This window comes from Rugamonas apoptosis (genome assembly GCF_014042355.1).
GTDB lineage: Bacteria > Pseudomonadota > Gammaproteobacteria > Burkholderiales > Burkholderiaceae_D > Rugamonas > Rugamonas apoptosis.
In genome coordinates, this window is record NZ_JACEZU010000011.1 from 212,989 (window position 1) to 238,721 (window position 25,733).

General features: G+C 64.2%; 13 protein-coding genes. 3 read left to right on the plus strand and 10 right to left on the minus strand.

Features of this window, described 5'->3' with window-relative positions; all coding sequences use genetic code 11:
* Positions 1 to 2: 2 nt before the first annotated feature.
* From H3H39_RS21325 to H3H39_RS21350, 6 genes are all read right to left on the minus strand, one after another.
* Complete coding sequence (locus tag H3H39_RS21325) at positions 3 to 1,028, minus strand: glucokinase (protein WP_182156303.1); 1,026 nt, start codon at positions 1,026 to 1,028, stop codon at positions 3 to 5.
* Between the two features lie 426 nt (positions 1,029 to 1,454).
* A complete protein-coding gene (locus tag H3H39_RS21330; RefSeq protein ID WP_182156305.1) occupies positions 1,455 to 2,417 on the minus strand; it encodes a VTT domain-containing protein in 963 nt (320 codons plus the stop codon).
* Between the two features lie 28 nt (positions 2,418 to 2,445).
* On the minus strand, positions 2,446 to 4,179 hold the full coding sequence (locus H3H39_RS21335; protein WP_182156307.1) for an ABC transporter ATP-binding protein: 1,734 nt from the start codon (positions 4,177 to 4,179) through the stop codon (positions 2,446 to 2,448).
* The gene (locus H3H39_RS21340) at positions 4,176 to 5,309 is read right to left on the minus strand and encodes an ABC transporter permease (RefSeq protein ID WP_182156309.1); all 1,134 of its coding nucleotides are present in this window, start codon (positions 5,307 to 5,309) and stop codon (positions 4,176 to 4,178) included. The genes H3H39_RS21335 and H3H39_RS21340 overlap by 4 nt, the downstream gene beginning before the upstream one ends.
* A 9-nt stretch (positions 5,310 to 5,318) precedes the next feature.
* Entirely contained in the window at positions 5,319 to 6,257 is a 939-nt protein-coding gene (locus H3H39_RS21345) for an ABC transporter permease (RefSeq protein ID WP_182156311.1), read from the minus strand.
* A 28-nt stretch (positions 6,258 to 6,285) separates the two neighbouring features.
* Positions 6,286 to 8,085 (minus strand): ABC transporter substrate-binding protein, encoded by a 1,800-nt coding sequence (locus tag H3H39_RS21350; RefSeq protein ID WP_182156313.1) that lies wholly within the window; start codon positions 8,083 to 8,085, stop codon positions 6,286 to 6,288.
* A 456-nt stretch (positions 8,086 to 8,541) separates the two neighbouring features.
* On the opposite strand from H3H39_RS21350, the gene H3H39_RS21355 reads away from it, so the two are divergent.
* Both H3H39_RS21355 and H3H39_RS21360 read left to right on the plus strand, forming a co-directional pair.
* The gene (locus H3H39_RS21355; protein ID WP_229218170.1) at positions 8,542 to 11,343 is read left to right on the plus strand and encodes a TonB-dependent receptor; all 2,802 of its coding nucleotides are present in this window, start codon (positions 8,542 to 8,544) and stop codon (positions 11,341 to 11,343) included.
* 452 nt (positions 11,344 to 11,795) lie between these two features.
* Positions 11,796 to 14,468 carry a TonB-dependent receptor gene (locus H3H39_RS21360; RefSeq protein WP_182156315.1) on the plus strand — a complete coding sequence of 891 codons (2,673 nt, stop codon included), beginning with the start codon at positions 11,796 to 11,798 and terminating at the stop codon, positions 14,466 to 14,468.
* Positions 14,469 to 14,662: 194 nt separating this feature from the next.
* On the opposite strand, the gene aroG is transcribed toward H3H39_RS21360, so the two are convergent.
* The 4 genes from aroG to H3H39_RS21380 form a co-directional block, all read right to left on the minus strand.
* Positions 14,663 to 15,736, minus strand: a complete 1,074-nt coding sequence (gene aroG, locus H3H39_RS21365) for a 3-deoxy-7-phosphoheptulonate synthase AroG (RefSeq protein ID WP_182156317.1) — start codon at positions 15,734 to 15,736, stop codon at positions 14,663 to 14,665.
* A 311-nt stretch (positions 15,737 to 16,047) separates the two neighbouring features.
* Positions 16,048 to 17,508, minus strand: a complete 1,461-nt coding sequence (gene tldD / locus H3H39_RS21370) for a metalloprotease TldD (RefSeq protein ID WP_182156319.1) — start codon at positions 17,506 to 17,508, stop codon at positions 16,048 to 16,050.
* A 44-nt stretch (positions 17,509 to 17,552) separates the two neighbouring features.
* The gene (locus H3H39_RS21375; RefSeq protein ID WP_182156321.1) at positions 17,553 to 18,350 is read right to left on the minus strand and encodes a carbon-nitrogen hydrolase family protein; all 798 of its coding nucleotides are present in this window, start codon (positions 18,348 to 18,350) and stop codon (positions 17,553 to 17,555) included.
* 68 nt (positions 18,351 to 18,418) lie between these two features.
* Positions 18,419 to 22,552 carry a YhdP family protein gene (locus H3H39_RS21380; RefSeq protein WP_311196952.1) on the minus strand — a complete coding sequence of 1,378 codons (4,134 nt, stop codon included), beginning with the start codon at positions 22,550 to 22,552 and terminating at the stop codon, positions 18,419 to 18,421.
* A gap of 205 nt (positions 22,553 to 22,757) precedes the next feature.
* Here H3H39_RS21380 and glnE point away from each other — a divergent pair, with 205 nt between their 5' ends.
* Positions 22,758 to 25,517, plus strand: a complete 2,760-nt coding sequence (glnE, locus tag H3H39_RS21385; protein WP_182156323.1) for a bifunctional [glutamate--ammonia ligase]-adenylyl-L-tyrosine phosphorylase/[glutamate--ammonia-ligase] adenylyltransferase — start codon at positions 22,758 to 22,760, stop codon at positions 25,515 to 25,517.
* Positions 25,518 to 25,733 lie beyond the last annotated feature (216 nt).

The window sequence follows — 25,733 nt, forward strand, 5'->3', positions numbered from 1 at the left end:
GCTTACGCTTGAGCAAGTCTTTCCAACAAAATTGCCGACACGCCAACGAAGGCAGGGTATTCCGCCGTGATGACGAAGGTGGGCACTTTGGCCAGGTAAGCGGCGAAGCGGCCCTTCTGCTCGAAGCGGGCGCGGAAGCCGGAACGGTCGAAGCGCGCGCCCAGGCGGGGCACGATGCCGCCGCCAATATAAATACCGCCCTGCGCGCCCAGCGTGATGGCCACGTTGCTGGCCACCGTGCCCAGCATGCAGCAGAACGCCTCGATCACCTGGTCGCACAAGGGCGACTCACCGGCCAGCGCGCGGCGCGCGATTTCCGGCGCGCCGATCGCTTCGGCCGGCACGCCCGTATGGTCGGCCAGCGCGCGGTAGATCAGCTCGATCCCCACGCCCGACATCAGGCGCTCGGCCGACACGTGTTCGAATTCGCGCCACGCGAAGCGCAGGATGGCGACTTCCGTCTCGTTGAACGGCGAGAAGCTGACGTGGCCGCCCTCGCTGAGCAAGGCGGTCCAGCTATCGCCGGACGGAATCAGGCCCGATACGCCCAAGCCCGTACCGGCGCCGATCAAACCGATCGGCGTACCAGCCTGTGCCGCGCCACCGCCCACCTGGTGCTTCTGCAGGTCGGACAGCAGCGGCAGCGAACGGGCCAGGGCCGTGAAATCGTTGACCACCACCAACGTGTCGAAGCCGCACTCGGTGCGCAGCGCCTCGATGGAAAATTCCCAGTGGTGATTGGTCATGCGCACCAGATCGCCCGTGACCGGATTGGCGATGGCGATGGCGCCCTGCCGAACCGGCCCCAGATTGGCCTGCGCCACGGCCGGCAACGCCAGGTATGCCTGCAAGGCGGCGGCCAGCGTGGGGTAATCGGCGCACGGCAGCACATTGATCAGCTCAATCTTGCCCGGCACCGCTTCCAGCGCAAAACGGGCGTTGGTACCGCCCACATCCGCCAGCAGGCGCGGGCCGCCAGGGAAAGCGTTCGTTTGGGCGTGTGGTGCGTGCAAGGACTGGGCTGTCATGATGAACCAAAGGAAGTTGAGCCCTAAGCTTAATGGATTTCTTAGCCGATCCGCAAGTGTTCTTTGTAGTTTTAGTACACGCTCAGCGACATTTCCTACAAAAACTTACATTATGAAATATTGGAGTCGTAGTATGACTACCGTTTTCATGGATTTTCGCCAGCTTTTCCCTTGTTTTCATGCCGGTTGCGGCTCCTCAAACAGGAATCCGAGCGGTGCGAATACGCTCCAATATCAGAGCAGCAATGCAAGGGGATAAGGGGACGTTAACTGGCGACCCGACAGGATAAGGAATTCCAAACGCAGCTACGTCGCGCCGCCCAAGGGCAAGCGAACTTCGCCGGCCATTACCGGATCGTCACATTTGGATGCGGCGCGTCGTGCGTGATGGGCGCCATTACGTGCTCAAGCACGATCAACTGACCTTTATTGGCTCACGACCTCAGTAGCCTCCACTGCGGAAGCGGCCGGCGCCGGCGCGAACGCGGCGTTCCACGCCTCCAGCCCGCCATGCAGCGGCCGGGCGCGGTGGAAGCCGTGGGCCAGCAATTCCTTGGCCACCTGGGCGGCGGAAACGTCGTTGGGGCAGCTGCAATAGACGATGATGTGGCTATCCTTGTCCAGCGCCGCCAGTTCCGGGATGGGCTCGCCGCCCTTGAACAGCAGCGCGCCAGGCACGGCCGGCTCCAGCGATTGCGCCGTCGCGCTGCGGGCGTCCACCAGCACCGGTTCGTGCCCGTCGTCCAGCAGGCTTTTCAGTTCGTCGATGGTGATGCGGTCCATCTGCGTGGCTTGACGGAAACGCTTGCGCTCCACGTATTTGAACGTGACGAACAAACCCAGCAGCACGCCCAGCACGATCAGCGCCGTCGTGCCCATGGTGCTGAGAATGCCCAGCACCTGCGCCACGCTGGTGTGGAAATAGGCGCCGATGACGATGCCGGTGCCGCTCCACAGCAGGCCGCCGGCCATGCTGAAACCGAGGAAAGTGGCTTTGGCCGTGCCCATGGCGCCCGCCAGCGGCGAGGCGATGGTGTTGAAGCCGGGGATGAATTTGGACACCATCAGCGCCTTCGGGCCCCAGCGCTTGAAATTGTCTTCCGTCTGGCTCACGCAGTAGTCGGGCGACAGGGAAATGCGGCACAGCAGCTTGAGGATGCGCTTGCCGAAGTAACGCCCGGCGTGGAACCAGAACTGGTCGCTGATCACGCAGGCGATCAGGCTCACGGCCAGCACGCCCGGCCAGGCCAGGTCGCCATCCTTGGCCAGCGCGCCGGCCACAATCAGCACCGGATAGGCGGGAATGGGCAATCCGATCTGCTCGACCAGCACGACGGCGAAGACGATCAGGACGCCGTATTGTTGCAGCAGTGGGATGAGATTGGCCATCCCGCTATCTTAACGTAAAACGCGGCGGCTAGCCGGGCAGGCCGCGCGGGATAGCCGCCAGCAGGCTGCGCGTGTAAGGGTGGCTGGGATTGCGATACAACGCATCCGAATTGGCCAGTTCCACCACCCTGCCCTGTTGCATCACCATGACCTGGTCGGCCATGTATTTCACGACCGATAAGTCATGCGAAATGAACAAGTAGGACAGTCCGTACTCATCCTGCAAGTCCTGCAGCAGGTTGAGCACCTGGGCCTGCACCGACACATCCAACGCGGACACGGACTCGTCGCACACGAGAATTTCCGGCTTCATCGTCAGGCAGCGGGCGATGGCGATGCGCTGCCGCTGGCCGCCGGAAAACTCGTGCGGGTAGCGCTGCATGGCCTGCGCCGGCAAGCCCACCCGCTCCAGCAACTGGCAGGCGATGGCAGCACGCGCGCGGTCGTCGGCGCCGATGGCGTGGATGCGCATCGGCTCCAGCAATATCTGCCCCACCGTGAAGCGCGGATTGAGCGAGGCGTAAGGATTCTGGAAGATGATCTGGATGCGCCGCTTGTAAGGCAGGAATTCACGCGCGCTCATGGCCAGCAGGTCGCGCCCTTCGAAGATGGCGCTGCCGGCCGTCGCCTGGTGCAGGCGCAACAGCGTCAAGCCCACCGTGGTCTTGCCGGAACCCGATTCGCCCACCACACCCAGCGTCTTGCCGCGCGCCAGCGTGAACGATACATCCCGCACGGCCTGGAACTCGCGCTTGCCGAACCAGCCTTCGCGCAAATAAAAACTCTTGCCCAGATTGTTTACAGTCAGCACCGTTTCGTCGCCGGGGGCGACGCCGCGCTCGCGCCCGCGCGCAGGCACAGGCACGGGGACTGGCACAGGCACAGGTACGGATATGGGCTGGCCGGCCTCGGCCTTGCCCTCCAAATAATCGGCGATCACGGGCAAGCGCCACGGCCGCGCGGCCAGCGGCGGCCGGCAGTGCAGCAAGGCGCGCGTGTAGGCGTCCTGCGGATGATCGAACACCTGGCGCACCGGACCGGCCTCGCGCACTTCGCCGTGGCGCATGACGATCACGTGGTCCGCGATCTCGCCCACCAGCGCCAGGTCGTGCGTGATGAACAGCACCGACATCTTGTGCTTGCGGCGCAGGCTGGCCAGCAAGGCCATGATCTGCCTCTGGATCGTCACGTCCAGCGCGGTGGTGGGTTCGTCGGCGATCAAGAGCTTGGGCTCGCAGGCAATGGCCATGGCGATCATCACCCGCTGCTGCTGGCCACCCGATAATTGGCCGGGATAAGCATCAATCTTGCGGGCCGGGTCCGGGATGCCCACCTCGTCCAGCAGCGCCAGCGTGCGGGCGCGCGCCTGTCGCCGGTCCATGCTCATGTGCTGGCGCAGCACTTCACCGATCTGGAAGCCGACCGTGAACACGGGATTGAGCGAGGACATGGGTTCCTGGAAGATCATGGCCACGTCCTTGCCGCACAACGCGCGCCGCTCCTGCGCACTGAGCGCCAACAGCTCACGGCCATCGAAACGGATGCTGGACGCCGGCGCGATGGCGGCACTGTCCGGCGGCAGCAAGCCCATCACGGCCAGCGCGCTGACAGACTTGCCACTGCCCGACTCGCCCACCAGCGCCACGGTCGCATCGCGCGGCACGTCGAACGTGACGCCTTTGACGGCCTCCACGCTGCGCTGCTTGTCCACGCGGAAGCGCACGCGCAGGCCGCATACCTGCAGCAAGTGATCGCCGCTCATGCCGCGCTCCTTACCTTGGGATCGAGCGCGTCGCGCAGCGCGTCCGTCAGCAATGAGAACGCCGTCACCAGCAGCGCCATGGCGACGGCGGCGGCCGCCAGTTGCCACCACTTGCCCAGTATCAGTTCGTTCTGCGCCTCGTTCAGCATGCTGCCCCACGACACCACGCCGACCGGCACGCCAAAGCCCAGGAAACTCAAAATCACTTCCGCCTTGATGAAGCCCACCACCAGGATCGACAACTGCACCAACGCCACATGGCTGACGTTGGGGAAAATGTGGCCGAACATCTTGCGCCAGTGCGAGGCGCCGATGGCGTCCGCCGCCAGCACGTATTCGCGGCCCTTGTGCTTGATGTACTCGGCCCGGATCAAACGGTACGGGCCGGTCCAGCCCGTCAGGCCCAGGATCAGCACGATGGTCAGCACACCTTTTTGCTGCAGCACGGCGGCCACGGCCAGGATCATCAGGATCGAGGGGATGGAAGTGAAAATGCTGTAGAACCAGTTGAACAGGTCGTCCACCAGCCCGCCGAAATAACCGGACACGGCGCCAAACAGCGTGCCCAGCGCCACCGCCAGCGAGGCCGCCACCAGGCCGACGACGATAGAGGTTTCGCCGCCCTTGATGGTTTTCTTGAGCACATCATGGCCCCATTTGTCGGCCCCGAATGGCAGGCTGGACAGGCGCGGGCCGTGGCCGCGGGAGCTGGCGTTGGCCGGCAGCGTGGTGCGCAACTGCGCCAGGTCGGCCGCCAGCGGATCGGTCAGGCCATACATATCAAGCGCCCCCGTACCCTGCCCCTGAAGTTGGGCGCGCAATTCAGCCAGATCGGTGGCCAGCGGATCGAACGGATTGTCGGGCGGTGGCGCGGCGGCGGACGCGCCCGTGATGGCTACGGCGGCGGCTGCGTTCTGGCGCTGGTCCACCTGATCGAGCAGGAACGTCGGCGGCGCATAATTGACGGCCACCTCATCCTCCCAGTCGGCCACGATCAGGCCGCTGGCCGACAACAGCAGCAGCAACAGGAATGCCGCCACCACGGCCAGCGCGGCCATGGCCAGACGGTCGGCCCGCAGGCGGCGCCAGGCCAGCGCCCACAGGCCGGGAGAAACCAGCGCGTCATGCATGGTTGAACCTCATGACAGTTGCACGCGCGGATCAACGGCCTGGTACAACAGGTCGGTGAGCAGATTGGCCAGCATGGTGGCGGCCGCCACATAGATCGTGATGGCTTTGATGACGGGAAAATCGCTGCGCTCAACGGCCAGGATCACTTCCCGCCCGATGCCGGGAATGCCGAAAAAACGCTCCAGTAGAAACGCGCCGATCAGCAGCGCCGGCAGGTTGGACATCACGTAGGTAATGATGGGAATGGCGGCGTTACGCAGCACATGCACCCACATCACGCGCCGCTCGGACAAGCCCTTGGCGCGGGCCGTGCGCACATAGTCCTGCCCCACCTCGTCCAGCACAAAACTGCGGAACAGGCGCAAGGTGGGCGCCACCGACACGGCCAGCCCGATCAGGATGGGCAAAGGTGCATAGCGCAGCAGGTTGATCCAGACACTGTCGCCCCAGCCCTGCACCGGGAACAACCCCAACTGGTAGGCCAAGCCATACTGGAACACGATGATATACACCAGGATGCTGACCGACATGCCCACCGTGCACGCCACCATCACGGCGCGGTCCGTCAGCGAGCCGCGCACAAAGGCGATGGCCAGCGCCAGCGCGATACCGAGCGCCGTTTCCAGCACGGTCAGTGGCACCAGCACCGTCAGCGACGGCCCCAGCCGCGTCGTCACGATGCTGGACACAGCTTCCCCCGTCGCCCAGCTTTGGCCAAAATCAAACGTCACGATCTGCTTGATAAAGATCCACAACTGCACGTAATAAGGCTGATCCACACCCAACTGGTGGCGAATGTTGGCGATGCTCTGGGCATTGGCCATCTTGCCCGCCAGGATGTAGGCGGGGTCGCCGCCCACCCAGTTGAACAGGATGAACACCAGCAGCACCACTCCCAGCATGGTAGGCAGCATTTGCCACAGTCGACGGACGATATAAGCAAACATAATATTTTTCTTCTTCTATTAGCTGCGCTTATCTGGACGGCCCGGCCGAACGGTCCAGATCGATGTAGGGCCATTCCTGATGCAGGATGGGATGCTTCTTATATCCCAGCACGGCCGGTTGCGCCAGCATATTGCGGTAGCGCGCATAGCCCATCAGTGCCACGCCGTTCACTTCGATGCTGCGCGCCATCTGGTGGTACAGCGCATCGCGCTCCGGCCCGGCCGGCAAGGCGTGGCTGGCCGCGTACCAGGCATCGTACTGCGCGTCCTGGTAGCAGGCGGCGTTATTCTGGTGCACATTGGGGCCGTAGAACAACTGCATGAAGTTATCACCGTCGGGAAAATCCGCGATCCACTGGAAGTTGCGGGTTTGCAGCTTACACTGGGTTTCCGCCTGCATGATATCGCCCAGGATCAAACGGTCATTGTCCATGTGGATGGACAGCGCGTTGTAGGTCTTGCGCCACAGCTCAGCCAGCAGCACGCCGCTGGCCTCGTTGCGCGACGTGTAGCGCACCCGCAGCGGTTTGCCGTCGGGCAGCGTGCGCCAGCCGTCGGCACCTTTCTTGTAGCCGTAGCGGTCGAGCAGCTGGTTGGCCAGCACCGGATCGTATTGCAGCAGGCTGCGGTAACGCGGATCATGCCCCACCACGCCCGGCGGAATCGGATAGTGCACGGGCGTGGCCTGGCCGTTCCACACCAGGCGGATTTCCTCGTCCACATTGTGAGCCATGGCGATGGCGCGCCGCAGGGCGATTTTTTCCTTGCCCTGGCCGCCCAGCACGGGGTCCTGCATATTCCAGTAATAATAGGTGATCTCGGGGTCGATCAGGCGCGACAGTTGTATGCCCCTGGCCGCCAGTTCCGGCCGCAGCGCGCCATCCAGCAGGGCCTTGGGCGCCAGCGGGCCGTCCAGCCAGAACAGGTCGGCCGCGCCGCTGGTGAAAGACAGCCAGCGCGACTGGTCTTCCAGTTGCACCGTGATCTCAACGCGGCCGATCTGGGGCACCTTCTTGCCCCGCATCTGGCGCACGATGCGCTGGTCGTCAGGATCGTCGCCAGCCTGGAAGTTCCACACCATGGGCCGGTGGCCGGGATTCTCATCGAGCACGATGCGGCTGCCGCGCACCCACTGCCCCAGCTGATACACGCCTGTACCCACCGGATGGTCCGCCACCTCGCCCTTGGCGTCGCCGTAGCGCGCCACCACTTCGCGCGCCACCGCCGCCAACGGCACGTAGGCCAGGATCATGCCCAGGTTGAAATCCGTCTGCGTCAGGTGGATGCGCAAGGTGTAGCGGTCCAGCTGCTCCAGCCCCGCCACCGGACGGTCGTAATCGAACTTGCCGCTGCGCCCGGCGTCGGCCGCCAGCTGATCCAGTCCGACGATCTTGCCTTCGAGCAGCCAGCTGTGGGGCGATGCCAGCCGCGGATCGAACAGCCGCTTCCAGGCATATACATAATCGGCCACGGTCAGCTCGCGCCGCTTGCCGCCAAACGCGGGATCGGGCGTGAAATAGATGCCGTGCTGAAGGTGGATGGTGTAGGTCTTGCCGTCGGCCGCGATCTCGGGCAAGGCGGCGGCCGTCTGTGGCGCCAGCTTGACCGGCCGCGCCAGGTAATCGTAGGTGTACAGGGTCTCGAAGATGGCTTCGTTGACATGGCCCGTGTACAGGTCGCGCGCGATGGCCGGATCGAAACTGGTCTCAGCCGCCGGCAGGATGGTGTGCAGCACCTTGACCGGCTCGGCGGCGCCGGCCGGGGTGGCCGCCAGCAGTCCAGCCAGGCACGCCAGCACGGGCAGTTTCCTTTTCAATGGTGCCGGCATGCGGACGCTCGCGGTTGAGGGTTTCTGAAGAGCAAAGAACCGTAACAATAACCGAAATTCCCCCCTGCCAGGCATAGCTCCCTTGCATCAATTTGGTGCGCATTTCGCACCGTCAAGGTGCATCGATGCTGCATCGCACAACCGAAGATGGGACTTTGTTGCATTGCCGCGCAAGTCCTGCACAGCCTTTCCTGCCGCCTCTCCGACTTTCTGACAAAGCCACCTGCTGCGACGCAGCAAAGGAAAATTCCCCTATTTGCATAGTGCAAACAAAGTGTTGTATTAAAACATCAAAAACAACGATTTTGTTTGACAGGCAATAGCGCACGGTGTTCTTATTCGCCCCTTCTGAAAATACGTTAAGTGATTTTTGGAAAGAATTGGCGACTGATGCTTTCCTTCCCGCTACCCACGAGGTGGCAGGGAGGGCGTTTTGCCGCCGTCTAGATACTTTCTATGGAGTTATTGGTAATGATGATGGAAACGGTAATTTCCCGTTCCGTGCGCCTGATGTTTTCGGGCAGCGTGGCGGCAGTAAGCCTGGGCCTGCTGGCCCAGCCGGCATTCGCACAAGACGCCAACATCCAGCGCGTCGAAATCACGGGTTCGAGCATCAAGCGCGCCTCCGCGGAAACCGCGTCCCCGGTCCAGATGATCGGCCGCGAAGAGCTGATGAAATCGGGCAAGGCGACCGTCGCCGAGTTCCTGCAAACCCTGACCGTGGACGGCGCCGGTTCGCTGCCTACCGGCTTCGGCAGCGGCTTCGCCGCCGGCTCGACCGCCATTTCCCTTCGTGGCCTGGGCGCCACCTCCACCCTGGTACTGCTGAACGGCCGCCGCATGGCACCGTACGCCCGTGCCGATGACGGCCAGAAGAGCTTCACCGACCTGTCCACCATTCCGATGCAGATCGTGGAACGGATCGAAGTGCTGAAGGACGGCGCCTCGTCGACCTACGGCGCCGACGCCATCGCCGGCGTGGTCAACATCATCCTGCGCAAGGACTTCGAAGGCGTGCAGCTGAAGGCCGACACCGGCGCTTCGCGCTACAGCGACAACAAGCAGAACAACATCGCCCTGACCGTGGGCAAGGGCAACCTGGACGACGACAAGTACAACCTGGTGTTCAACGCCGAGTACAAGAAGTCCGACCTGCTGGCCGCCGCCGACCGCGCCGACCGCGGCTGGATCGGCCATGGCGACATCCGTCCATGGGGCTACACCCAGAACACCCAGTACATGGGCGGTTACATCACCCCGGGCAATTCGTCGTACACCCCGACCGGCGCCCTGCGCGACCCGAAAACGGGCAACTTCGTATCGCTGGGCGGCTGCGGCCAGTTCTCGCAGACCGTCAAGCAAGACCCGGCCGGCGGCTGCCTGTGGTCGCAAGACCAGTTCCGTTCGCTGCAACCGAACGTGGAAACGGTCAACCTGTACACCCGCGGCACGCTGCAACTGAACGCCGACCACCAGATCTACACGGAACTGGGCTACTCGCAGCGCAACAGCTCCTTCACGCTGGCGCCCGTCTCGGCCACGCCTAACGTGACCTTCCCCGGCACGGCGGCCAACCCGACCGGCATCATCCTGTACAGCAACGACGTGCAGATGGCCGCTTCGCACCCGCAGAACATCTTCGGCGTGAACACCCGCATGCGCTACGCCATGTTCGACGTGGGCCCAAGCAACCACATCGCCAACAACCAGTTCAACCGCATCGTCATCGGCGCCAAGGGCACCGTCGCCGGCTGGGATTACGACACCGGCCTGACCCACTCGGAATCGAAGCTGCACATCGAGTGGACCAACCAGCTGAACATGAAAGTGGTGAAGGCCGCCCTGGGCGACCCGACCAGCCAGTACTTCCCGTACTACATCGGCTCGCAGGCGTACAAAAACCCCGCGTCGCTGTACGCCGCCATGGTGACCAACGCCACCTCCGATTCGAGCACCAAGCTCGATATCGTCGACTTCAAGGCGTCGCGTGAACTGTTCGCGCTGCCAGGCGGCAATCTGGGCCTGGCCCTGGGCGCCGAGCACCGCCGTGAGCAGCTGGACAACCCATCGCTGAGCGGCACCGCCGACGGCTCGACCAACTCCAGCTACGTGGCCGCCAAGGGCGAAACCAAGGTATCGGCCATGTACGCCGAATTGCTGGCGCCTGTCGTGAAGACGGTGGAACTGTCGGCCGCCCTGCGTTACGACCACTACAGCCAGTTCAACTCCACCACGCCGAAACTGGGCCTGAAGTGGACTCCGGTCAAGAGCTTCGCACTGCGCGGCACCTACACCGAAGGCTTCCGCGCTCCTGGCGTGGCCGAAGCGAGCGCCGACAGCCAGTCGACCGGTTCCTCGTCGGTGGTCGATCCAGTGCGTTGCCCAGGCGGCAAACCAGCCGCTGGCGGCGCCACCACGCTGGACTGCAACATCCAGATCGGTGCCGTCAAGATCGGCAATCCTAACCTGGCACCTGAAAAATCCAAGGGCTACACTCTGGGTATGGTCTGGGATCCGCTGAACGACACCAATATGTCGCTGGACGCGTGGAAGATCCGCCGCACCAACGAGATCAACCCGCTGTCGTACGTGGAAGCGGCTTCGCTGCCATCGGCTGTACGCCTGGACAACAACCTGGTCGTCAACGGCGTCGTGGTCCCGAACTCGGGCACCCTGCTGATCTCCAACGCGCCTTACCAGAATTCCAGCTACACGGAAGTCAAGGGTATCGACCTGGACGTCAAACAGCGTTTGCGCCTGGGTAACTACGGCAAGGCCACCATCAACCTGGTATGGTCGCACGTAGCCTCGTGGGTACGCGCCGACAAGAGCCAGACCTTCCAGTTCGCCGGCACCCATGGCAACTGCGATACGTCGGACTGCGCCGGCACGCCGAAGGACAAGATCAACCTGATCACTTCGTGGGACAAGGGTGACTGGAACGTCAGCGGCACCATCAACTACCGTTCGGACCTGAAAAACATCCGTTACGAAGGCGCCAAGTGCGCCACCCTGATGGTTGACGGCAGCAACTCGCCGAACGGCGCTTGCCGCCTGCCTTCGTTCACCACGCTGGACATGTCGACCCGCTACAACTACAGCAAGCAGCTGCAATTGTTCGCGTCGATCAACAACGTGCTGGACAAGATCGCCCCGCTCGATCCGCTGACCTACGGCGGCATGAGCTTCAACCCGATGGACGCCTCCGGCGCCACCGGCCGCTACTTCAAAGTGGGCGCGCAGTACAAGTTCAACTGATCTGAACTGACGTGACCGGCCTGGCCGGTCCGATCCGAAGGGCGGTGAGCGATCACCGCCCTTTTTTCATGTGGCGCATCAGATCGCGCCCATACAAAACAGCGCCTGGATCGCTTGCTGGAACAAGTCGCCAAGCCATTCCGGGCAGCCCAAGGGGGCATCCGTTGTTTTAAAAAAAATATCGCGGATTTACCACACAATTGTCAAATCACCACCTTCATCCAATATAAGATTCGTTGATATTATCGATTATACGAATTTAATATTACATGAATGTTGTTTTCGCCGCACACTTGGAAATTCTAGATTGACACAAAATATCCCCGGGTGATTAGATCGCAAAGTTGAAAATATCCAATTTCAATTAAATATCGTCTCGGGGGCCGAACTGAACTAGCTCGGCATCCTCCATTCAAAACAGCACCAGCGTAGTTTTTTCCGGAGTTTTAGGCATGATGATAGAAACCATATTGAGCCGTTCAGTTCGCACCATGTTCGCCGGCGGCGTCGCAGTCGTCGGCTTGGGTATGTTGGCGCAACCTGCCATGGCGCAGGACAGCCAACCCGAAGGCAAAATGCAGCGTGTGGAAGTGACCGGGTCGTCGATCAAGCGCCTGGTCTCGGAAACGGCCAATCCGCTGTCGATACTGAAGGCGGAGGACTTCGTCAAACAGGGCCTGACCACGGCTGCCGAAGTGCTCGACCGCATCCCCTCGAATGGTTCGAGCATGGGCGCCGGCAACGCCGTCGGCGGTAACTCCAGCGGCCTGCCGACGGGCGGCCAGGCGGTGGCCGACCTGCGCGGCCTGGGTGGCGATAAAACCCTGGTGCTGCTGAACGGGCGCCGGTTGGCCAACCATCCCTATGATGGCGCCAGCGTCGACCTGAACATGATCCCGGTCACCGCGCTGGAGCGCGTCGAAGTGCTGCGTGACGGCGCCTCGGCCATCTACGGCACCGACGCCATCGGCGGCGTGATCAACTTCATCACCAAGCGCTCCATCAACGTCACCACCATCACGGCTGAAGCCGTGCGGCCACAACACGATGGCGGCGACGAAAAACGCGTCAACCTGTCGAGCGGCTTCGGCAACCTCAACAGCGACGGCTACAACCTGTTCGGCGTAGTCGACTATCACAAGCAGAACGTGCTCACCTCGCAGCAACGCGAATTTTCCAAGACCGGCGTGATTCCGTCGCGCGGCCTGAACCTGACCAGCGGCACCACCTATCCCGGTAACTATTTCGATCCCACCTCCGGCGCCACCGGCAACCCCGGCTTCGCCAAGGGCTGCGATCAGCCGCTGTCGGTACCACGCGCCTCGAACGGCACTTGCCGCGAAGACTACACGCGCATGATCGACGATCTGCCGTCGCAGGAAACCACGGCCTTCTTCGGCAAGGGTAGCTTCAAGCTGAGCGAAGACCACACCGCCTCGATCGAATACCTGCATTCGGAAAACAAGGTACGTTCGCGTACGGCGCCGCCGCCCCAGACCGACCTGAGCCTGCCCAATACCAGCCCGTACTACCCAGGCAACGCGGGCGGCGTGCCGGCCCAGCCAGGCCTGTCGGGCGATCCGCTGTCGGTCAACTGGCGTCCTACCGAAGCCGGTCAACGACAAATCGATTCCAAGGGCAAGGCTGACCGCCTGGTCGGCTCGCTCGAAGGCGTGCTGGCTGGCTGGGATTACAAAACCGGCCTGAGCTTCTCGCAGAGCAAGTCGTCGGAAAACTTCACCGGCGGCTACGTCAAGGATTCCTCGTTCGCCGCCGGCGTGGCCAACGGCATCCTCAACCCGTTCGGCCTGCAAAACGCGGCCGGCAAAGCCTATCTGGACTCGACCGCGCTGCGCGGTGTGGTGCAGGACGCCAAAGACACCACCACCGGCTTCGACATCAAGGCCAGCCGTGACCTGATGGAACTGGCCGGCGGCCAGATGGCGATCGCCATCGGCGGCGAGTTGCGCCGTGAAAAAGCCGACTTCAACGTCAACCGCGACATCGCCTCGCAAGCCTCGAGTTCCGGCCTGTCCGGTTCGCTGTCGAAAACCGGTTCGCGCAATATCGAAGCCGTGTTTGGTGAACTGAGCATTCCGCTGATCAAGGACCTCGATATCCAGTTCGCCACCCGCTTCGACAATTACAGCGACGTGGGCAACACCACCAACCCGAAACTGGGCGTCCGCTACCAGCCGGCCAAGCAAGTGGTACTGCGCGGTTCGGCCAGCACGGGCTTCCGCGCTCCGACCCTGTTCGAGAAAAACGCGCCGCCATCGAAGAACGACACCAACGACTCGTACAACGATCCTATCCTGTGCCCGGGCGGTGTGCCGCAACCAGGCGCCAATCCCTTGCGTGATTGCGACCTGCAACAGTTCAAGCTGCAAGGCGGCAATGCCAACCTGAAGCCGGAAAAATCCAAGACCTTCTCCTTCGGCGTGGTACTGGAGCCGACCAGCAACATGACCCTGGCTGTCGATTACTGGAACATCCACCTGCGCGACAAGATCGGCGCCTTGCCGGAACAGTCGATTTACGGTAACTACGATAAATACAAGGCCCTGTTCCTGCGCAATCCGGACGGCTCGCCGTACGCGATTTCCGACCTGAACGACAACCTGGGTGAAGTGAAGACGGACGGTGTGGACGTCAGCCTGAACCTGGCTTCCGGCACCTCCCCGTACGGCAGCCTGAGCTTTACTCTGGATGGCACCTACGTCCACAAGTATGACTACCAGAACGAACGTGATGGCGTGTTCAATCAGCGCGTGGGCATCTACAACGATGACAGCGTCGTGTTCCGCTGGAAACATAACGCCGCCCTGAACTGGCGCCTGGGCGCGTGGAGCGCCAGTCTGTCGCAGTCGTTCAAGTCGGGCTACACGGACCAGAACCAGGTTGCCGAGCAGTTCAAGCAGGATATCGGACACTACGCGCTGTATAACCTGTCCGGCACTTACACCGGCATCAAGGGTCTGACCCTGACGGCCGGCGTGAAGAACCTGTTCGACAAGGAGCCCCCTTTCAGTAACCAGGGCACCATGTTCCAGAAAGGCTACGACCCGCGCTATACCGACCCGATCGGCCGCGCGCTGTACCTGCGCGGCAGCTACAGCTTCTAACTGTGTCGTACGCCCCGCGCCCATGGCAAGGGGCGGTGCCGCGCTTCACTGGCGGCACAATATGACCATGCGGCCGATTTACCGGCCGCACAAACAACAGCCCGCCGGTTCGCACCGGCGGGCTGTTTTATTTGCCGCGCCAACGGCGGCGCCAATTCCTTTACCGGAAATCAGTCCCCGGCCTGGCTCCCACCTTAGTCGGCGGCCCGCTCCTCGGCCTGCATACGGCGCTGGCGCACCGCGTCGGCCAGGCTGTGCAGCACTTGCACGCTGCTGTCCCAGTCGATGCAGCCGTCCGTGACGGACTGGCCATACACCAGCTCCTTGCCCGCCACCAGATCCTGGCGGCCCGCCACCAGGTTCGATTCCACCATCACGCCGACGATACGGCTGTCGCCGCCGGCCACCTGGCTGGCGATGTCGGCGCACACGGGCACCTGGTTTTCCGGCTTCTTGGAACTGTTGGCGTGCGAGGCGTCGATCATCAGGCGCGCCGCCAGGCCCTGGGCCGCGATCGCCTTGCACGCTTCCTCCACGCTGGCCGCGTCATAGTTGGGCGCCTTGCCGCCGCGCAGGATGATGTGGCAATCCTCGTTGCCGTTGGTGGACACGATGGCCGAGTGGCCGCCCTTGGTCACGGACAGGAAGTGGTGCGGCTGGGAAGCGGCCTTGATCGCTTCCACGGCGATCTTGACGTTGCCATCCGTACCGTTCTTGAAGCCGACCGGGCACGACAGTCCAGACGCCAGCTCGCGGTGCACCTGCGACTCCGTGGTACGGGCGCCGATCGCCCCCCAGCTGATCAGGTCAGCGATGTATTGCGGGCTGATCACGTCCAGGTATTCGGTGCCGGCAGGCAAGCCCAGTTCGTTGATGTCGCGCAGCAGTTCGCGCGCCATGCGCAGGCCGTCGTTGATGCGGAAGCTGTTGTCCATGTAGGGATCGTTGATCAAGCCCTTCCAGCCCACCGTGGTGCGCGGTTTTTCGAAGTAGACGCGCATCACGATCTCCAGCTCGCCGGCCAGTTCCTGGCGCAGCTTGACCAGGCGCTGGGCGTATTCCATGGCCGCCTTGGGGTCGTGGATCGAGCAGGGGCCGATCACCACCATCAAACGGTCGTCCTGGCCGTGCAGGATGCGGTGCAGCGCCACGCGTGCCGAGGCCGCCGTCTGCTCGGCCGCTTCCGAGCAGGCAAATTCACGGATCAGGTGCGAGGGCGGCGTCAGTTCCTTCATTTCACGGATACGCAGGTCGTCGGTACGGGGCATGCTGTTACTCCTTAAGGGTTCGATGGTGAAGTCTGGAAAAATCAGGATAAAAAAAAACCGCCATCGCTGGCGGTTTTTTAGGATTCTGCTGGGTTACGTTTTGCTGCTACGTGTACCGGCCGCTACTCCACCGCCTTGGGGCTGGAATTGCTAAAGTAAAAATAGCCGGTAAAGAAAACAATCGAGCGCATAAACGAAATCCGTGGTGTTTGAACGACTATAACAACAATAGACTGAAATTGGCAAGGCTTTCGTTGGAATAAGCTTATATGCCGGCCAGCTTGTTGTTCTTCCCTTGATCCGGCGCCCCCTTACGCCGTCCCGCCCACAGTCACACCGTCCAGGCGTAACGTCGGCTGGCCCACGCCCACCGGCACGCTCTGGCCTTCCTTGCCGCACACGCCCACGCCCGGATCGAGGCGCATGTCGTTGCCGATCATGGACACGCGGTTAAGCACGTCCGGACCGTTGCCGATCAGCGTGGCGCCCTTGACCGGATACGTGATCTTGCCATCCTCGATCATATAAGCCTCGCTGGCCGAGAACACGAACTTGCCGTTGGTGATGTCGACCTGGCCGCCGCCGAAATTGACGGCGTACAAACCGTTCTTGACGGACGCCAGGATTTCGCCCGGATCCTTGTCGCCACCCAGCATATAGGTGTTGGTCATGCGCGGCATGGGCAGGTGGGCGAACGATTCGCGCCGCGCGTTGCCGGTCACGGGCATCTTCATCAGGCGCGCGTTCATGGTGTCCTGGATGTAGCCTTTCAGGATGCCATCCTCGATCAGGGTGGTGCACTGGGTTGGGTTGCCCTCGTCGTCCATGTTGAGCGAACCGCGGCGGTCGGCCAGGGTGCCGTCGTCCACCACCGTCACGCCCCTGGCCGCCACCCGCTCGCCGATGCGGCCGGAGAAGGTGGACGAACCCTTGCGGTTGAAATCGCCTTCCAGGCCGTGGCCGATGGCTTCATGCAACAGGATGCCGGGCCAGCCCGGTCCCAGCACCACGGTCATGGGGCCGGCCGGCGCCGGCCGCGCATCCAGGTTGACGATGGCCGAGTTGACGGCGTCGGCCGCGTACTGGTCCAGCAATTCGTCGCTGAAGTAGCCGTAGTCGTAGCGGCCACCGCCGCCGGACGAACCGACTTCGCGGCGGCCATTCTGCTCCACGATCACCGTCAGCGAGACCCGCACCAGCGGCCGGATATCGGCCGCCAGCACGCCGTCGCTGCGCACCACCAGCACCACGTCGTATTCGCCGGCCAGGCCCGCCATCACCTGCACCACGCGCGGGTCCTTGGCACGGGCCATTTTTTCGATCCGTTCCAGCAGCTTGACCTTGGCCGTCGCGTCGAGCGACACCAGCGGATCATGGGGCAGGTACAGCGAGCGGCCACCCTGCTGCGTCATCTGGCCAGCCACCTTGACCTTGCCGGCGCCGGCGCGGGCGATGGTGCGGGTGGCGGCGGCCGCTTCCAGCAGCGCGCTTTCGGAGATATCGTCCGAGTAGGCGAACGCCGTCTTGTCGCCGGACACGGCGCGCACGCCCACGCCCTGGTCGATCGAGAAGCTGCCCGTCTTGACGATGCCCTCTTCCAGGCTCCAGCCCTCGTTCTTGGTGAACTGGAAGTACAGGTCGGCGTAATCGACCTTGTGGGTAAACATGGAGCCGAGCGCCTTGAGCAGCTTGGCTTCGTCCAGCCCGAACGGCGTCAGCAGGATGTCGCGCGCCACGGCCAGGGTGGAAAGATTCGGTTCAAATGGGGTCATGATGTTGCCTCTGATTAGTTGCTGCCATTGTATCGGAAGGCGGCCTACATGGTGCGGTGTTTCAACGCCGGCAAGCTCTCGCGCACGCCGTCCATGAAACCGGGATCGACTTCACCGTGAATCACGCCCTCGCCTTCGGGCAGCACGGCCTTGATCTCGCCCCACGGGTCGATCAGCATGCTGTGGCCCCAGGTGCGGCGGCCATTCACGTGCAAGCCGCCTTGCGCCGCCGCCAGTACATAGCACTGGTTTTCGATGGCACGCGCGCGCAGCAGCACTTCCCAGTGGGCGCGGCCGGTGGTGTAGGTGAACGCGGCCGGCACCACGATCATGGCCACCGGGCCCATGGCACGGTACAGCTCGGGGAAGCGCAGGTCGTAGCACACGGACAAGCCGACCTTGCCGAACGGCACATCGACCGTGCCCACGGTGCGGCCCGGCACGATGGTGCGCGCCTCGTCATACGATTCCGTGCCCTTGCTGAAGCCGAACAGGTGGATCTTGTCGTAGCGGCCCACGTGCTCACCCTGGGGGTTGTAGATCAGCGTGGTGTTGATCACCTTGCCGGCCTGGTCCGACACCAGCGGCAAGGTACCGCCAATCAGCCACACGCCGTACTGGCGCGCCGTGGTGGCCATGAAGTCCTGGATCGGGCCGCTGCCGGGCCGCTCCGCGTGGTCCACCTTGTCGCTGTCGCTGTGGCCCATGATGGCCCAGTATTCGGGCAACAGCACCAGTTCGGCGCCCGTATCGGCGGCCTGGGCGATCAGGCGGCGCGCGGTGGCGATGTTGTGCGCCACATCGGGCGAGGAGATCATCTGGACGGCGGCGACGGTATGCATGGGGACACCTTGCGTTAGCGGGTTAATCAACGATGGTACTGGGCGGCTGTCGGGCCGTTATCAGTCCGTTATTGGGCGGGCGCGGCCGCGGCGGCCGGTTCCGGTTGCGCGCTGGCCAGCTTGGTCACGACGGGCGCCTTCCACGGCCCCGTCACCTGCATCTGGTAAGTGAGCGCCTTCATCACGGGCGCGCTCAGGAACAGCTGGGCCAGGAAACTGCCCAGCCCGATCACGGGATTGACGGCCAGCGCGTACACCAGCGGCGCCGTGCCCAGGTTCACTTGCGGAATCACCACCACATGCAGGTTGGTCGATTCGTTGGCGATGTCGGCCGTGCCATCCATCAGTACAGTAGCGGCCACACCGTGCATTTTCAAGTTCTCCGTCTTGACGATGCCGTGGTCGATGGCGGCGCTGGCCGTGATGCCGTCGAACGCCAGCCCTTCCGAGAACACGTCATGGAAATCGAGCTTGAGCAAACGCGGCAAGGCTTGCAGGCTCAGCACGCCCAGCAGCTTGGCCGCACCCGGGTCCTGCTTGAGGAACTGGCCTTTTTCCACATTCATCGTGAACTGGCCCGACAGGCTGGGTATGTCGAACGCATACGGCAAGCCTTTCCAGGCGATATCGCCGGCCAGCGTGCCCTTGCCGCCGCGCAGCGTGCCGGCGAAACCGAAGCGGTCCAGCAGCTTGCCCGCATCCATCAATTCCAGGCCGAAATTCAAGTTGGTGCTCTGCACGCCATCCTTGCTGGTCCAGCGCCCCGTGCCTTTCAATTCGCCATCGGGATTGGCCAGCGACAGCTTGCTCACGCGCCATTCGCGCGCCGCGCTCAGCATGACATTATTGGCCTGCAGTTCCAGCCGCCCCAGCGGCTTGTTGAACAGTTCGAAGCGCTCGGCCACGATGTCGAGCGCGGGGATGGTGGCCGCGCTATTCTTGCCTTCGAGCAGATCGCGCACGTCACCGGCGGCCGACTCGGGAATGATCAAGGTCGACAGCCGCGCCGTCACCTTGCCCAGGCCGCCCGGCGCCTCGGCCCACGTCAGGTAACCGTTGGCCTGGCTGGAATCGATATTGGCCTGCCACGCATTCTTCTGGTGGGACAAGCCCAGCAGCACGTTCTCCAGCTTGCGGTCGCCCACCAGCAACTCGCCGGCCCGCACCACGATGGCGTCCGGCTGGACGAACTGGGCTAGCTCCATGCCTTCATCGTCGGCGGCCGGCCGGGCCGGCGCGGCGCCACTGGCCATGGCGCTGGCCAGGTCCAGCCACGCGTCCACGTTCAGCGCCCGCATGTTGAGGTTGAAGGCCACGCCGCTGTCCGGCTCCGGCGCCGGCGCGTTCACGCCCACGCCGCCGCGCACCAGCCGCCACGGCCCCTTGCCCGTCTTCTGGCGCTGGTAGCGGGCCGCGATGGCGTTGCCGATGCCGATACGGATCTCGTCGCGCCACGCGCCCCCTTCCGGGTTGAGGTTGCCGCTCATCAGGAAATGCAGCGGCAACGCTTCCGGCGCGGCCTTTTTCAGCGGTGCCGGCAAGTCCAGCCCCGCCCCCACCAGGCTGGTGTCGACGGCGATCTGCAACTGGTGGTCGCGCACCGTGACCTGGCCGCCGAAACGGGTGGCACCCGAGAAATGGCTGCCCAGGCGCTGTATGGCGGGCGCCGGATAATTCCGGCGGAAACCGTCGGCCGTGACGGTGCCGGCCAGCTTGACGACGATGGCGTTGTCGCGCTGGGTGCCGCCGCCGATGGTGACGGGGCCGCCGAGGAAGGTACCAGCTAGCCCGTTCAAATTCACGCCCCGTTCGTTGAACTCGATCTTGCCCTGCGACGCCAGCACGGGCGGCAAGTCGTTGAACAACGTCACGTCATTACCCTGCAACTGCAGCACGCCCAGCACTTTCGCATCGATGATGTGATTGAGCGGCAAGTGCAGCTTGAGCGCCAGCTTGGTGTTGCCGCTGGCCTGGGTTTCGTCCGTGAAGTGGCTGATCCATTCCTGCACCGGGCTCACCGTCACGTACTTGAGGAATTCCTGCATCGGGCCGGTCGCGGTGCCGTCGATGTCGAGCATCATGTCGTGCACCGTCAGGTCGGGAATCACGGCCTTCACGTTGGACAGCGCGGCGCCGGCGGTGCGCGCCGTGTCGCCGCGAATTTCCATGCGTTGCCCCTCGAACACAAAGCTGCCCTTGATTTTTTCCGCCTGCGGCCACAGCGGCAGCTTGCCCTCGTCGCGCAGCGTCTCGCCCGGCGTGTAGTTCAGGCGCGCATTTTCCAGCCGGCCCGCCACCTTGAACTCGCCGCGCGCGCGCTCGGCCGCCGTGTCGGTGCGGAACGGGAAGTGGGCCAGGTCGCCGCGCAGGCGCAGCGTCACATCCTGGGCCATGCCATCCTCCAGCGCGCCCGTCAGCCAGGCCCGCAAGTCGTGCGGGGTCTGCAGCGGCAGATAGCGGTCTATCGTATGCAGCGCGAAGCCGTTCAGCTTGCCCGTGAAGTCCACCTGGCCCAGGCCCTTGCCGGCCAGCGGCAGCACATGGCTGCCCGCCAGCGATGCTGTCAGTCCCTGCTGGGCGAAGTCCAGGCTGTCCACCTGCACCCGCAACTGGTCGTCCTTTTCGAACGACCAGCGCGCCTGCATGGCGAGCCGCTCGAACGGCATCGACGGTTCCGTGAAATAGGCGGGCATTTGCAGCACCAGTTGCTGGGTATCCAGGCGCAGGCTGCCGCCGCGCTCGGTGGCGTCGATGCTGCCGCTCAGGTTGTCGAAGCCGGGTATGGCGGGCATGCCGGCGATGGCGGGGCTGTGGGCCGTCTTGGGCTGGGGCGGCTGGGCCGGCAGCGGGTTCAGGCCCAGCCCGGCCATGCGGCCCCGCACGCGGTAGGTTTGCAGGGCCGGGTACGCGCCCTGCCATTCGGCCGTCACGTCCAGCAAGCTGCCACGGGGCGCAAAGTCGGCCAGCATCTTGCGCTGGCGCGGCGTGAGCGGCAAGCGTCCGGCCAGGCTGGCCAGGGTCTGCAAGTCCAGCAGTGACGCGCGCAGTTCCGTCTTTTCCGGTTGCTTGCCGCTGGCGGCCAGGTGGTGTTCGAACAGCGAGGTGGGCGCCAGCGCCAGCCCGTCGCGCGTGGTCAGCGAAAAGTTGCTCAGCTCGACCGTGTGGCCCCGGGCCCCGAAAGTGGGCTTGCCTTCCTTGTCGCCGGCCGGATATTCCTCGCGCGCGGCCAGCCGGCCCTGCACTTGCAGCAAGTCCAGTGCCGGCACATCCTTGCCCAGCACGGCGGCCACGTTGGCCAGCCGCACATCGGCCATGAAGCCGGCCAGCTTGGCGTGATCGAGGTCGACCCAGGCCCGCAGCGAACCCTGGCCCGTTTCTACCTTGAACGGATAAGTGAGATAGGTGTTCCAGGCGGCCAGGTCGGCATCGCGCAGTTGCGCATACAACTGGCCGGTCCACAGGGCCACGTTCGACACGCGCGGCGCGAAGGCGGGATGGGTGAAGTCGGCCCGCACGTCCAGCGGCGCGCTGAGCGCGGCCGGCGGCGTCGCCTTCAGGCCGAACTGGTGGCGCCGCCACTGGTTGCGCAGCGCCAGCGTCAACTGCTCCAGCGCCAGCGGCGGCGCGGCCCGCAACTGGTCGGTCCACACGATGCGCCCTTCGCGCACCACGATCTCGCGCTGGCTCAGCAGCCAGTCGGCCGCCTTGCCGTCGCCGCTCTGGTTCAGGTTGATGCGCACCCCGGCCACCACCAGCGTACCGTCGGGCAGGCGCCGCACGTCCAGGTCGGGCCGGATCAGTTCCAGCGATTCGAACCGCACGTCGGCCGTCAGCACGCTCCACCACGACAGCGTGGCCGACACGCTGGGCAAGGCCAGCACTTGCCGGCCCTGGCCGTCGCGCAGCACCACGTCGCCCAGGAACAGGTTCGGATGCAGGCCATGCCACGAGGCGTACAGGCGGGCGATGGTGACGCGATTGCCCACGGCGCGGCTGGCCAGCCGTTCGATGTCGGGCTTGTAGTGGTCGATATTGGGCAGGATGGCGTAGCGCAGGACGAGGAACAGCACGCCGAACACGAAGTACAGCAAGGCCACCGACTTGATGGCGAAGCCGAGCACATGGTGGCTGGCCAGGTTGCAGACCCGATAGACGGCACGCAGCCGCTGCCAGCGCACGGCCAAGGGCACGTTGCCTGTCACGGTCTCCTCTGCTGTTTTTTTGTCGAGTAAGCTAATAAATCAGGCCCGGCGTAAAATACATCGCTACAATCGTCCAGCGCACTTGGGTCCGGGCGCGGTACGCCGGCCAAGCCATTTCGCCTGCGCAGCAATTTTACCGCAACCGCCGAATCGACCTCGCCCCGCTTACATCCGGTTACCGCCGCCACGCCAGACAACTTCGTTTATGAGCCCAACTTCCCTCACGTCCGCATCCCGCTTCTACCAACGCTGGCTGGCCGCCAGCCCCGAACGCCAGACCCAGGTCGATGAACTGGCGCAATTATCGCTCGCCCGGCTCGATTTTGCTGAATATTTAACAAAAGATCCTCTCCCCGGCCTGCCGCTGGCGCGCGCCATGCGCCGCCTGCGCAACCTGCTGGTGTGCGGCCTGATCCGGCGCGACCTGGACGGCGCGGCCGACTTGCATGAGGTGGTGACCACCATGACCCGCTTCGCCGACTTCGCGATCCAGTCCCACCTGGCCGAACTGGACAGCGAAATGCGGGCCGCGCACGGCGTGCCCACCGGCCACGACAGCGGCGAAGTCCAGCAGATGATGGTGCTGGCCATGGGCAAGCAGGGCGGCGGCGAACTGAACGTGTCGTCCGACATCGACCTGATCTTCGTCTACCCCGAGGATGGCGATACCGTGGCCAGCGAGCCGGGCCAGCGCAGCCTGTCCAACCACGAATACTTCATCCGCCTGGGCAAGAAGCTGATCGCCGCCCTGTCCGAGATCACCGAGGATGGCTATACCTTCCGGGTCGACATGGCGCTGCGCCCGAACGGCGCCTCCGGGCCGCTGGCGGCCAGCCTGGGCATGGTGGAGCAATACCTGATCGTGCAGGGCCGCGAGTGGGAACGCTACGCCTGGGTCAAAGCGCGCGCCGTCAGCGGCCGCGCCGAAGATATCGCGGCGCTGGACGCCATCGTGCGGCCATTCTGCTTCCGCCGTTACCTGGACTTCGGCGTGATCGAAGCGATCCGCACCATGCACGCCCAGATCCGCGCCGAGGTCAACCGCCAGGAACGGCTGCACCCGGACCGCAGCAATAATGTCAAGCTGGGCCGTGGCGGGATCCGCGAAATCGAATTCCTGGCCCAGGTGTTCCAGCTGATCCGGGGCGGACGCGACGCCGCCCTGCGCGACCGCTCCACCCGCGCCACGCTGCGCACGGTGGCCGAGAAAGGCTTGCTCACCCCCGCCATCGTGGACGAACTGCTGGCCAGCTACACCTTCCTGCGCAACCTGGAACACCGGCTGCAATACCTGGACGACGCCCAGACCCATACCCTGCCCGCCAACGAGGCCGACCGGCTGGTGGTGGCGCGCATGATGGGCCTGCCCGACACGGCCACCCTGCTGGCCCGGCTCGATGAATGCCGCGCCTTCGTGGCCGCCCAGTTCGACGCCATGTTCGCCGACAAGTCGGCCGGCGCCGAGGCCGACATCGATCCCCAGTCCAGCAACGAATGCGCGGACCCGGACAACCGCGAAGCGATCGAAGCGCGCTTCGCCGCGCTCGGCTTCGAGGATGCGCCCGGCGCCGCCAAGCGCCTGATCGCCACCTGGCAGGCGCCGCGGCTGCAATCGATGCCCGAAGCCAGCCGCAACCGGCTGGTGGCCCTGGTCAACACGGCCCTGCCCCTGATCGCCCGCTGCGCCGAGCAAGCGCGCGCCGGCAACCGCCACGACACGCTGGGCCGCCTGCTCGACTTCCTGGAAGCGATCGCGCGCCGCTCGGCCTATCTGTCGCTGCTGACGGAATACCCGCACACGCTGGAGCGGGTGATCCGCATGGTGCACGCCTCCGGCTGGGCCGCCACCTTCCTCAGCCAGCACCCCATCCTGCTGGACGAGCTGCTGGACGACCGCATCCGCAACGCCGTGTTCGACCCGCACGCGCTGGCGGCCGACCTGGCGCGCCAGCTGGGCGCGGCGGCCGGCGACACGGAACGCCAGATGGACATCCTGCGCGAAGTGCACCACGCCCAGCTGTTCCACCTGCTGGCCCAGGACCTGGCCGGCGACTTGACGGTGGAGAAACTGGCCGACCACCTGTCGGCGCTGGCCGACACCATCGTGGCCGCCACCGTGCAGGCCGTGTGGCAGACGGTGGCCACCCGCCACCGGGAAGTGCCGCGCTTCGCCGTGATCGCGTACGGCAAGCTGGGCGGCAAGGAACTCGGTTATGTGTCGGACCTGGACGTGATCTTCCTGTTCGACGACGACGACCAGGAAGCGCCGGCCCAGTACGCCAAGCTGGCGCAGCGTTTCATCACCTGGATGACGTCGCACACCTCGGCCGGCATCCTGTTCGACATCGACATCGCGCTGCGCCCGGACGGCGCCAGCGGCATGCTGGTGTCGAGCGTGGCCGCGTTCGAGCGCTACCAGGCCAGCTCGGCCTGGATCTGGGAACACCAGGCGCTGACGCGGGCCCGCTATTGCTCCGGCGACAGCGACATCGGCGCACGCTTCGAGCAGATCCGCGAGCAAGTGCTGCGCACCCGCCGGCCGCCCGGCGGCCCGCTCAAGGGCGAAGTGCTGGCCATGCGCCAGAAGATGGTGGACGCCAAGCCCAACCGCTCCGACCTGTTCGACCTGAAGCAGGATCCGGGCGGCATGATCGACATCGAATTCATCGTCCAGTTCCTGGTGTTGCAATACGCGGCCGACTATCCTGCGCTGACGGGCAACATCGGCAATATCGCCCTGCTCAAGCTGTGCGGCGACCTGGGCCTGATCGATGCCACCCTGGCCGGCCACGTGGCCGACGCCTACCGGGCGCTGCGCAAGCTGCAGCACCAGTTGCGGCTGCAGGGCCAAGACCTGGCGCGGGTGGACCCGGCCCTGGTGGCCAGCCACGCGGCCCAGGTGCGGGCCTTGTGGTCGGCGATCTTCAATGCCCACGATGAAGAAACAACAAACGTTGCAAAATAACAACGAAAGTTATCACTCTTTACAATTCAACCGGCATTTGGCGTTAGCATGGCGGGCACCATCACCGGCGGACCGGGCCTCGCAGCCGGCCCCGTTACTATATACAGACCTTGATCCTCAAGGTTTTGGCCAGCCAAGTTCGGCATGATTGTTGCCCCCAGTCGTCCATGATCCGGGGGGTGTTGTCACCGGACTTGGTGGGTGGCTGGTGATCGC

Coding starts and splice junctions, on each gene's coding strand:
- H3H39_RS21325 (WP_182156303.1), bottom strand. CDS start 1,028: ATGACAGCCCAGTCCTTGCACGCACCACACGCCCAAACGAACGCTTTC.
- H3H39_RS21330 (WP_182156305.1), bottom strand. CDS start 2,417: ATGGCCAATCTCATCCCACTGCTGCAACAATACGGCGTCCTGATCGTC.
- H3H39_RS21335 (WP_182156307.1), bottom strand. CDS start 4,179: ATGAGCGGCGATCACTTGCTGCAGGTATGCGGCCTGCGCGTGCGCTTC.
- H3H39_RS21340 (WP_182156309.1), bottom strand. CDS start 5,309: ATGCATGACGCGCTGGTTTCTCCCGGCCTGTGGGCGCTGGCCTGGCGC.
- H3H39_RS21345 (WP_182156311.1), bottom strand. CDS start 6,257: ATGTTTGCTTATATCGTCCGTCGACTGTGGCAAATGCTGCCTACCATG.
- H3H39_RS21350 (WP_182156313.1), bottom strand. CDS start 8,085: ATGCCGGCACCATTGAAAAGGAAACTGCCCGTGCTGGCGTGCCTGGCT.
- H3H39_RS21355 (WP_229218170.1), top strand. CDS start 8,542: ATGGAGTTATTGGTAATGATGATGGAAACGGTAATTTCCCGTTCCGTG.
- H3H39_RS21360 (WP_182156315.1), top strand. CDS start 11,796: ATGATGATAGAAACCATATTGAGCCGTTCAGTTCGCACCATGTTCGCC.
- aroG (WP_182156317.1), bottom strand. CDS start 15,736: ATGCCCCGTACCGACGACCTGCGTATCCGTGAAATGAAGGAACTGACG.
- tldD (WP_182156319.1), bottom strand. CDS start 17,508: ATGACCCCATTTGAACCGAATCTTTCCACCCTGGCCGTGGCGCGCGAC.
- H3H39_RS21375 (WP_182156321.1), bottom strand. CDS start 18,350: ATGCATACCGTCGCCGCCGTCCAGATGATCTCCTCGCCCGATGTGGCG.
- glnE (WP_182156323.1), top strand. CDS start 22,758: ATGAGCCCAACTTCCCTCACGTCCGCATCCCGCTTCTACCAACGCTGG.